This window comes from Bartonella sp. MR110HLJHH (genome assembly GCF_042194225.1).
Taxonomy (GTDB): Bacteria; Pseudomonadota; Alphaproteobacteria; order Rhizobiales; family Rhizobiaceae; genus Bartonella; species Bartonella grahamii.
The window spans coordinates 60,957-71,195 of record NZ_JBHIMQ010000012.1 but is presented as its reverse complement, the minus strand read 5'-3'; the positions used below and the strand labels follow the sequence as shown (position 1 = coordinate 71,195).

General features: G+C 37.6%; 7 protein-coding genes and 1 pseudogene. 4 read left to right on the top strand and 4 right to left on the bottom strand.

Features of this window, described 5'->3' with window-relative positions; genetic code table 11:
- Positions 1-263: 263 nt before the first annotated feature.
- From ACFIKB_RS07540 to ACFIKB_RS07530, 3 genes are all read left to right on the top strand, one after another.
- Entirely contained in the window at positions 264-656 is a 393-nt protein-coding gene (locus ACFIKB_RS07540) for a Fur family transcriptional regulator (RefSeq protein WP_015856750.1), read from the top strand.
- A 155-nt stretch (positions 657-811) separates the two neighbouring features.
- Positions 812-1,906 carry an HlyD family secretion protein gene (locus tag ACFIKB_RS07535; protein ID WP_375653208.1) on the top strand — a complete coding sequence of 365 codons (1,095 nt, stop codon included), beginning with the start codon at positions 812-814 and terminating at the stop codon, positions 1,904-1,906.
- Positions 1,907-1,928: 22 nt separating this feature from the next.
- Positions 1,929-3,500, top strand: coding sequence for a DHA2 family efflux MFS transporter permease subunit (locus ACFIKB_RS07530; protein ID WP_375653206.1), 1,572 nt, complete (start codon positions 1,929-1,931; stop codon positions 3,498-3,500).
- Positions 3,501-4,599: 1,099 nt separating this feature from the next.
- Here the strand turns inward: ACFIKB_RS07530 and ACFIKB_RS07525 are convergent.
- The 3 genes from ACFIKB_RS07525 to ACFIKB_RS07515 form a co-directional block, all read right to left on the bottom strand.
- Positions 4,600-5,184, bottom strand: a complete 585-nt coding sequence (locus tag ACFIKB_RS07525; protein ID WP_375636465.1) for a GNAT family N-acetyltransferase — start codon at positions 5,182-5,184, stop codon at positions 4,600-4,602.
- 75 nt (positions 5,185-5,259) lie between these two features.
- Positions 5,260-6,393, bottom strand: a complete 1,134-nt coding sequence (locus tag ACFIKB_RS07520) for a type III PLP-dependent enzyme (RefSeq protein ID WP_015856754.1) — start codon at positions 6,391-6,393, stop codon at positions 5,260-5,262.
- A gap of 1,703 nt (positions 6,394-8,096) precedes the next feature.
- The gene (locus ACFIKB_RS07515) at positions 8,097-9,014 is read right to left on the bottom strand and encodes a rhodanese-related sulfurtransferase (protein WP_375636464.1); all 918 of its coding nucleotides are present in this window, start codon (positions 9,012-9,014) and stop codon (positions 8,097-8,099) included.
- Positions 9,015-9,129: 115 nt separating this feature from the next.
- Between ACFIKB_RS07515 and eda the strand changes: the two genes are divergently transcribed.
- Positions 9,130-9,795: a bifunctional 4-hydroxy-2-oxoglutarate aldolase/2-dehydro-3-deoxy-phosphogluconate aldolase gene (gene eda / locus ACFIKB_RS07510; RefSeq protein WP_375653205.1), complete on the top strand. Its 666-nt coding sequence runs from the start codon at positions 9,130-9,132 to the stop codon at positions 9,793-9,795.
- Here eda and ACFIKB_RS07505 read toward each other — a convergent pair.
- Positions 9,774-10,225: pseudogene (locus ACFIKB_RS07505) on the bottom strand (ferredoxin--NADP reductase); the annotation flags it as partial. The gene eda and the pseudogene ACFIKB_RS07505 overlap by 22 nt on opposite strands.
- Between the last annotated feature and the right edge of the window lie 14 nt (positions 10,226-10,239).

Below are 10,239 nucleotides of genomic sequence, written 5' to 3'. Positions count from 1 at the left end.
ATCATTTTTTACTTTTTTTTAAAATAAAATAACATAAACAACTGGTTGTATTTCAATACATTACACTAAAATAAAAAGCGTATAAAAAGTTCCTTGCTAGATAACAGCGGCTTTCAGATTATAATACCCCTCCCCTCACAACGATTGCAACTTTTCTTACATATCACAATAAGGCTAAAGATAGAGTACATATTCTATAATCACCATTGCATAAACCTCTTACACGCTTTATGCTTTGCCATAAGAGCAAAAGGAAGATGTCAATGTCATCTAAACTGACGCGTAACCAAACATTGGTTTTAAACACTTTAAAAAACGCAAAAGGGCCTTTAAGTGCTTATGCGATTCTCAATCACTTACGCGAAGAAGGTTTTCGTGCACCTCTCCAAGTTTATCGTGCGTTAGAAAAACTCGTACAGTTAAAGTGTATTCATCGTCTTGAAAGTGTAAATGCCTTTATGGTCTGTTTACACCCTGAAAACTGTCAACATGAACTTACAACGTTTATAATTTGCGAAAATTGTGGTACAGTCAATGAAATACAAAATCAAACGATTGTATCGAGTTTAAAACAGATGGTTCAAGCTGTTGACTTCCAAGCCCACAAAAGCACCCTAGAAGTACGAGGCCTTTGTAAAAAATGCGTAACAAAATAAGACCTTGAACTTGCAAGTTCATATTTTTAGCATTATGTTTCAAAAATCATCTTATTGCTTGAAAAGCTCTTATCGTCCTTGCATGTATATCACCCTAGTCTATAGTGATGGGTTTATTATACTCAGTGGAACATAAATATTGAAAGTATAAAATCATGTCCGTAACTGAGACAATTTTTTCAACCAAAAACTTCAATAAAACGCAACAAAAGAAAGTAATCAAAGCTCTTCTTATTGTCTTTGCACTTTCTGTGCTTTGGTTTAGCTATAAGTATATAACGCAATGGCGTTATATACTCTCCACTGACGATGCCTACGTGCAAGGAGATATAGCAGCTATTGCGACTAAATTAAATGGATATATTGAAAAAATTGCCATTAAAGCCAACCAAGTTGTAAAAAAGAACGATGTTTTATTTTACCTAGACAACGGTGATTATCAAATAGCCTTGGATCAAACAGACGCACATCTTAACACACAGAAAAAAACACTTCTACGCATTGATGCACAAATCACAGCCGCTCATAGTGCTTTAGATGATGCAAAAGCACAAAAAGCAGCCGCTTCAGCCATAGCAACCAATGCACAACTCACCTTAAAACGTGTAACAGAACTGAAAAAAAATCGTTATGCTCCTCAATCCGAGGTTGATGATGCCAAATCAGCTTATGAACAAGCCGTTGCGAATGTTAACAGAGCGGACGCACAAATGGCTGCAGCACGTGCGAATATCCGAGTGCTAGAAGCGCAACGAAGTGAAATAGAAAGCCAAACAAAGAGTTTAGAACTCACGCGTGAAAAAGCACAACGTGATCTTGATTCGACCGTTATACGAGCGCCATTTGATGGCGTTATAGGAAATTTAACAGCAAAAACGGGAGATTTTGTTGTAAATGGCCAACGTCTTGCGGCGTTAGTCCCCATACATGCACTTTATATTGAAGCCAACTATAAAGAAACACAGTTGCAAAATATTCACGCAGGACAAAAGGCTTATATTGCTATTGATGCATTCAAAAAGGAGTTTTTTACAGGAAACGTGCTTTCTATTTCACCCGCAACAGGCGCTGTTTTTTCTCTTTTGCCTCCACAAAATGCTACTGGTAACTTTACAAAGATTGTCCAGCGCATTCCCGTACGTATTTCTATTCCAGAAGAAGTCTTAAAAAACGGACATATCCGAGCAGGGATGAGTGTTTCAGTGAAAGTTGATACACGTACAAAGCCACAAGATAAAAGTCTCTTATAACAAAAAAGTAGAAGATCTTACTATGACATCTTCCATACCAGAGCCCATACAATCTCAAGAACGCATAGGATTGCACAAAATTGTAGTTTTTATTGCTATGTCTTTTGGCATGTTTATGGCAATCTTAGATATCCAAATCGTTTCCTCTTCTTTAGCTGAAATTCAAGCGGGGCTTGCAGCAAGCTCTGAAGAAATTTCATGGGTTCAAACTTCCTATCTCATCGCTGAAGTCATCATGTTGCCGCTTTCTGGATTTTTAGGACGATTGCTTTCAACACGTGTTTTCTTTACCTTATCAGCTATCGGTTTTACGATTACGTCTGTTCTTTGTGCAACGGCAACATCTATTGGAGAGATGATTTTGTATCGCGCACTACAAGGTTTTATTGGTGGTGGAATTATCCCTAGTGTTTTTGTTGCCTCCTATGTCCTTTTTCCTCCTTCCAAACGTCCCATTGTTACCCCTATCGTCGGACTGGTCGCAACATTAGCCCCCACCATTGGTCCAACCGTGGGAGGCTATATTTGTCATCTCTCATCGTGGCATTGGCTCTTTCTCATCAATGTACCCTTCGGGATTATCATCTCAATTCTCGCTTGGAAATTAATTGATTTTGATAAAGCTGATCCCTCTTTAATGAAGAAATTTGATTGGTTAGGCCTCATTTCTATGGCTACTTTCTTGGGAACTTTAGAGTATGTTCTAGAAGAAGGAGCACGTCATGATTGGCTGAGTGATAGGCTGATTCGGAATTTTTTCATTATCATGATTCTTGCTGCAGCCTTATTCTTCTGGCGTGCTTTTACAGCAAAAGAACCCATTGTAGATCTCTCTACTTTTTCTAATTTTAATTTTTCTGCTGCATCCATTTTTTCCTTTGCACTGGGAATAGGTCTTTATGGACTCACATATCTTTATCCTGTCTATTTAAGCCAAATCCGCCATTATGATGCCCTCATGATTGGAGAAACATTGTTTCTTTCAGGATTCGCCATGTTATTAACTGCTCCGCTTGCTGGATTTCTTTCAGCCCGAATGGATGCACGTTTAATGATGGCAATAGGACTTTTGGGTTTTGCAATAGGCACTTGGATGGCGAGCTCTATCACAGATAACTGGGATTTTTGGCAACTCTTTTGGCCGCAAGTTTTCCGTGGTGCTTCTGTGATGTTATGTATGGTTCCTGTTAATAATATTGCCTTGGGAACACTCCCGCCAGAACGAATGCAAAATGCTTCTGGACTCTTTAATCTCACACGGAATCTAGGTGGTGCTGTAGGGCTTGCGATTATCAGCACTCTCATGACAAAACGCACAGACTTCCATTATGAACGAATAGCCGAAACGCTTAACCACGCAAACAGACAAGCAACTGAAATGCTTTCAAAGCTTACTTTATTTTTCAAAACAGAAACCTTTGATTCGTATACTCTTGCTCTTTCTCAATTGTTTGGTATGGTACGCATACAAGCAACGATTATGGCTTTTAGTGATATTTTCTTTATTATGACCATTATCTTTGTTATTTTGACATTTATGACCATTTTTCTTAAAAAAATACCACCTCTCATGGATGCACCACCAAGTCACTAAGCTTAATTAAAATTGAGAAATATTTTTTATCTTTATCACCTTCCTCGCTTCCTATGCACTTTATCTCTTCTCAAGAGACAGTATAAATCAACATATGATTCTAAATGATTCTTCTGATAAAAATTCTTTTCAATGCGGGCTCTTTACGCACTTAAAAATAACTTCTCGCATACAAGAATTGTTTTAGATGATAATAAACAAAGAGCTTATCTAAAGTGCTCCACACCATAAAGATAAAGTAGCTATTTCTATAGGATTTTTGATTTACCACCGTAGGGCAAAAAACATTAAAACAATATTTGCGCCTGTCATTAAATCTCTCATCTATCTACCCCCCCTTTTACGCTACTATCCTCATAAAAACTATTCTGTAAGATTCTTTGCCCTTCACTCTTTTGATTCTCACAAGAATATTCATAAAAGATTGATGATTCTTGTGATTTTTATTCATTCACCTATTTCCCTTATAATATGTAGGAGAACATTTTTTTGATTCTGGATACAAAATTTTACATGAGAAAATCATTTTGTATTTGATACTCTCATGCCAATTGCAAAACGATCCACCCTTATAGCAAAAAAAATAATGATATATTTTTTTCAAAAAAGTTGCTTTTGAACATATAATTTTATTTTTTATACTCTTTGAACAAGCGCTAAAATTGTATAAAATTTCTCAAAATGTCTCTCTATTGAATCAATCAAAACTATTCCCTTGCACATAAAAAGCAAAGAGATAAAAACTGCTTAAGAAAAAAGTAAAATATCCAACCGTTTCGATGCACGATCTACCAACGATATTGAAAACTGGAAAACTGCATGATGATACCGGCTTTAAAAGAATACAAGACCACTCAAAAATCCGGTTCCTTAATATTATAAAACAGGACGCTATTCCAAAAAAATGAGCTTTAAATATATTCCTACTCACTTAACTGAAATTATCAAAAATAAGAAACCAGCCACATAAAGAAAAAGCCATATAATAAAATCGCAATACAACTCCCCAAAACTTTGTACCGCTAAATACTTTGGCACTAGTCAGAATAGTATGCTCTCCTCAACGCCAGCTGTTGAAAAACAAATTTAAACACTATCTTCAAGCCACTTTATGATGCTGAAAACGATTCGAAACTTCTCGTTCTCCACTAGGAACTAAAGTGCCATAACACCCAGAAAGATAATGTGGTATCAGTTCCAACGCTTGAAAGCGATGCTTTTCATAAGGACCAGGCATTGCCAAATTTTCTGTTAAACTATTTGAAAAGCCAAAACGTTGATAAAATTCAAAATCCCCTACCAGCAAAATGGCGCCATATCCCAATTTTTTTGCTGTTTCAATTGCGTGGCGGACTAAAATTGATCCTATTCCCAGACCAGCACATTCAGATGCGACAGCCAAAGGACCCAAAAGTAAAGCATGTTGTGTTTTATTTTTTCCTTTAGAAAAAGAAACATGCCAAAGACGGACACTTCCCACAAGCTCTCCAAGCGCATTTTTAACCACAAAAGAAAGTCCTTGAGCAGCTAACCGACCACGACGTAAAGCCTCTGATGATTTACGTTTACGTCCATACCCCATCGTTGAATCAAGCAAAATTTCTCGATAAGGCTTATCTGCTTCTTGCTCCAATAAAAGTGTAAAACATGCCCCATCTTTTGTTTGAAAATTCATCATGTTCATCTCAATGACCGCCCTCTTATAGCGCCATGACGAGCATAGCAAAAAATCTAAAAAACCTATAGTTAAAAGGAAACCTCAGATCACATATGATCGTAAAGGCTCAAAACCATTAAAAGCAACCGATGCGTAAGTTGTTGTGTAAGCACCCGTCCCATGAATCAATATTTCATCTCCTATCGTTAGGGATAGAGGAAGCGGATAAGGTGTTTTTTCATAGAGAACATCTGCCGAATCGCATGTTGGTCCAGCCAAAATACAAGGCTCCATAACCTTATCATCATGAGGTGTCTCAATAGGATAACGAATGGCTTCATCCATAGTCTCAGCAAGACCATTAAATTTTCCAATATCAAGATAAACCCATCGTACATTATCATTATCAGCTTTTTTAGATATCAGAACCACTTCTGTACGAATAACACCAGCATTACCAACCATCGCACGCCCAGGCTCAATAATCGTCTCAGGAATACGATTACCAAAATGCTTTTTCAATGAATCAAAAACTGCTGTACCATAAGCTTGTTCTGTAGGGACATCTTTCAAATAACGCGTTGGAAAACCGCCCCCCATATTCACCAACCTCAACGAAATGCCTTCTTGTTCCAAACGCTTAAAAACTGTAGCAGCATCCGATAAAGCACGATCCCACGCACTCAGATCAACCTGCTGAGACCCAACATGAAAAGAAACACCATAGGCTTGCAAACCCAATTGGTGTGCCCGTCTTAGAACATCAACCGCCATAGCAGGGACACAACCGAATTTGCGTGACAATGGCCACTCTGCACCTTTTCCATCGGTAAGAACACGGCAAAAAACACGTGCTCCTGGAGCAACACGCGCAATTTTTTCCACTTCTTCAACACAATCAACTGCATAAAGTGAAACACCCAATGCATATGCTCGTGCAATATCACGTTCTTTTTTAATCGTATTCCCAAAAGAAATACGCTCTGACGTTGCTCCTGCTTTTAAAGCCATTTCAATTTCTGCAACAGAAGCCGCATCAAAAGAAGATCCTAAAGAAGCAAGCAAACGCAAGATTTCAGGTGCTGGATTTGCCTTTATTGCGTAAAAAATACGCGACTGCGGCAGAGCTTTTTCAAAATTTAAATAGTTGTCACGAACAACATCAAGGTCAACAATTAAGCATGGACCTTCAGAACGATGTGTTGCAAGAAAATCGCGAATACGTTGCGTTGCCATCTGCAATTCTCCTTGAGGGAAAGCTCCCCCACTCTATGCTTGGACAGCCAAAACTGCCAAAAGCTAAAGGACAAAAAACACACAACAACTATCCCCATTCTGATTACAAAAAACCAGAAATTAGCATTGTATGCAGCGAAAGAACAGCGCGAAGCCGCGTCATTCTATTTTATCTGCCTTTTTGATTGGAGTTGAGAAAACCACTTCCGCACTGAAGGCAATGAGGTGTGCCTCTATAGTTATCCCAGTATTTAAAACTGGAAGACACCAGAAAGGCCCGCACCGTCGTTGCTTCAAGATGTCCTCATTCTTGCAATTGGCTGTAAGAATGACTGGAGCGGTTAGTTCCAGGTACCGTACCGGTTAATCTCACCATTTGAGAACCAGCGGACACCCACAGGCACGTGCGACTTTGGGCAATGCATCCTATAAAACGAATTCTTGCTCATTTCAATCATTTTTTTAATTTTAAACATTTTTTAATTCTTAAAGATAAAATGATGCGAAAAAACAACACTCTCTTCCACCAGACAAAGCTATCCATCCGCTTTCATGAGATGACACCCCTTACATCATCCGTGCAACATAAATCACTGTCTTGCTTTTAAAGCCCCTCATTTCTTTGCCCTATTCTATCTCCTAATATCCGCAGCAGAAAATAACGCAAAGTAAATTACTCAACACATTAATTTATAATGATAATTTATTATTTTGCCCTTAAACAACAATCTCATCATAAAATTCTCTTATTTCAACCCTCTTACAATGAATTCGTTAAGATCATTCTTTTGCGCATTACAAATAAAAAACAACTGAAAAAAGGGGAACCTCTTATATATCCTCTCAAATGCAAGGATGACCAACATTGAAAACTGGGGATAGTAACGACTGAAGCACTATCATTTTTAAAGATAACGATGTCCTTCCTCCAACAAATACCATTATCTTTCTTATTGACATCCTAAAAAAACATCCCTGTTTCCACATTCATTTCACAGCATCGCTTAAGCAAAATATCATGAAAATTCCCCATATAATATAGCTTGTGTAGTATAGATTAACTACATCGCACCCTCTTTATACTTATGAAAGTACAAGCCTGTGCCCCCATTCTATCTGCCAACTCCCAATATTGCAGAAACTCCTACATTGAAATGTTTCATAACACCTTATCTAAAATGATTTTTGTCCACACGTTTCTCCCATTTGTAACGTACAGGTGAATGAGTTTTAGGTGATTTGTTCTCATCTAATTTGAAAGCAATAAAGTTCACAATATTTAACTCTTTTATTCAAATAAAAATAATTTATCATTATAAATTAATGTATTATATTAAACTTTGGAATCATAAACTCCTATTATCATTTTATTTTTCCCACCTAGCATCTGCTTTTTCATCTCCTCTTATTAATCACATCTTATTCATACGCTTTTCTCTTAAGCTATGAATCTCCCTCCCCTGCGCTGTTGGTGAAGAAAGTTTCTATTTTAAAATGAAAAGTATTTAAAAACTCAATCCTATAAAATGTAAGGAGAGCAAACGATCTATAATGATTATTTATAAATCAAATAATTTAACATAGACAAAAAGACCGAATAATATCCGGTCTTATAGAATATTTTTCTACCAATATCAAAAAACTCTTTTCTCTTAAATTTAAGAGAAAAACGCTAAAATTTACAGCCCTACACTGCGCTATCCTTATGTCCCTTGATGAGAATCAATAGCACGCAACTTCAACAATTGAAACTGCCTATGGCGCTCACGAAAGCGCTCTCTATCGGCTTCACTACGCGTGTTATAACAAGCATCACAGGAAACACCTTCCTCATAATGAGACGATAATTTGCTTTCAGCATTAAGAGGAGAACGACACGCGCGACATAATTCGCGTCCACATTCTTCAAGACCATGTTGAACAGAAACACGCTCATCAAAAACAAAACACTCACCCCACCATAAACTTTCCTCTTTTGGAATTTTTTCTAAATATTTTAAAATACCTCCTTTTAGATGGTACACCTGCTCATAACCAAGTTCACGTACATAAGCTGTTGATTTTTCACACCGAATACCGCCTGTACAAAACATAGCAATTTTCTTTTTCTTCTTTAAATCAGCTTCATGTTGACGCACCCATTCAGGAAATTCGCGAAATGTTTTAATCTGCGGATCAATCGCTCCTTGAAAACTCCCAATCGCATATTCATAATCATTACGCGTATCGATCAAAATTGTCTCTTCATCTTGAATAAGAGCATTCCAATCTTCAGGATCCACATAAGTACCAACAACTTTTAGCGGATCAACACCTTCAACCCCCATTGTCACAATCTCTTTTTTCAACCGCACTTTCATGCGATGAAAAGGCATTTTTGATGCCCATGAATATTTAATCTCCGGCGTTTGAAACGCTGGCTCAGCCGTAATAAAATCCACCAATGCCTCAATCGCAGCACAAGAACCAGCAACCGTTCCATTAATTCCCTCTTGTGCTAAAAGCAGAGTGCCTTTGATATCCTTTGCTTGACATAAATCCTGCAAAGGTTTTTGTAATTGATGATAATGCTTCAAATCTGCAAAGCAATAAAGTGCAGCAACTTTAAAATTCTTTTCCATGTGTTTTGCCATAACGCGCGTTTCATTCAATTTCAAGATTTATTCATGTACTCTTTAACATATTGTGCTTAATCAAACGATACAAATAATATCATCTCCAAGAAGAAAAAATATCATGTGCCAAAAAAGAGAAAAGCTTTTAATATATCTCCAAGGACAAACTGTTATACCTGTTTTGCTCATTGACAATCTACAAAGTGCTGTACCCTTAACACGCGCTCTTGTCAAAGGCGGATTAAAAACAATTGAGATCACCTTGCGAACACCAAATGCCCTCAAAGCAATTCAGAAAATTACACAAGAAGTCCCTGAAGCAATTGTTGGAGCCGGAACAATTCTCAACACAACACATTACGAAAAAGCCGAACAAGCGGGAGCCAAGTTTATTGTAAGCCCCGGATTATCAAATGAATTAATCAATTGTGCAAAAAATAGTGAAATTCCCCTTCTTCCCGCTGCAATGACCCCAAGTGAACTCATGCAAGCATTAAACAAAGGCTATTCATATCTCAAATTTTTCCCAGCTGAAGCCGCTGGAGGTATTGCCTTCATCGAAGCTTTAGCATCTCCCTTCTCTGATATCCGGTTTTGCCCAACAGGCGGTATTACACAAAAAAGTGCAACACAATGGCTCCAACTGCCTAACGTCTTCTGCGTTGGCGGTTCTTGGATAGCGCCCCAACAACTCATTGCAATAAATGATTGGGATTCGATTACTGCATTAGCATATACTGCATCGCAACTTCCCTCTCCCTCGAAAAAAGCTCTTTCTACAATATAATGTAAAGTGCAAGAACATCAGCCCCTTCAACAAGACCAAAGCTTTCACACATCCTTGCGCAATCTTTAACATTGTCATAAAATCACAAATCATCACCCGATCTTCATCGAGATGAATTTAGGAGAGTGCTATTGTTTCAAAGCCGCTTGTTTCAAAAAAGCACCTACTCTCCATAACAGTCGTAATACGCCCCATATGCTCAGAAAGCTCACGAGTGGTCATAAAATAAAATTTCAACTGTTGTGCATATACTCCAATGAGTGGATCTTGTTGCAAAGAGGAAAAAGATCTTTTGCATAAATTAACTCATTCTGCTCACGCATTATTTAAAGTAAGGACAACTTCTGAAAATTTTTCATAAGTGCCAAGATCACGAATAAAGCTTGCAAAAGGAAAAAAAACCGTACCGGTTTGAAAGAAGATAAAGCCTCAACTTTTCCACTC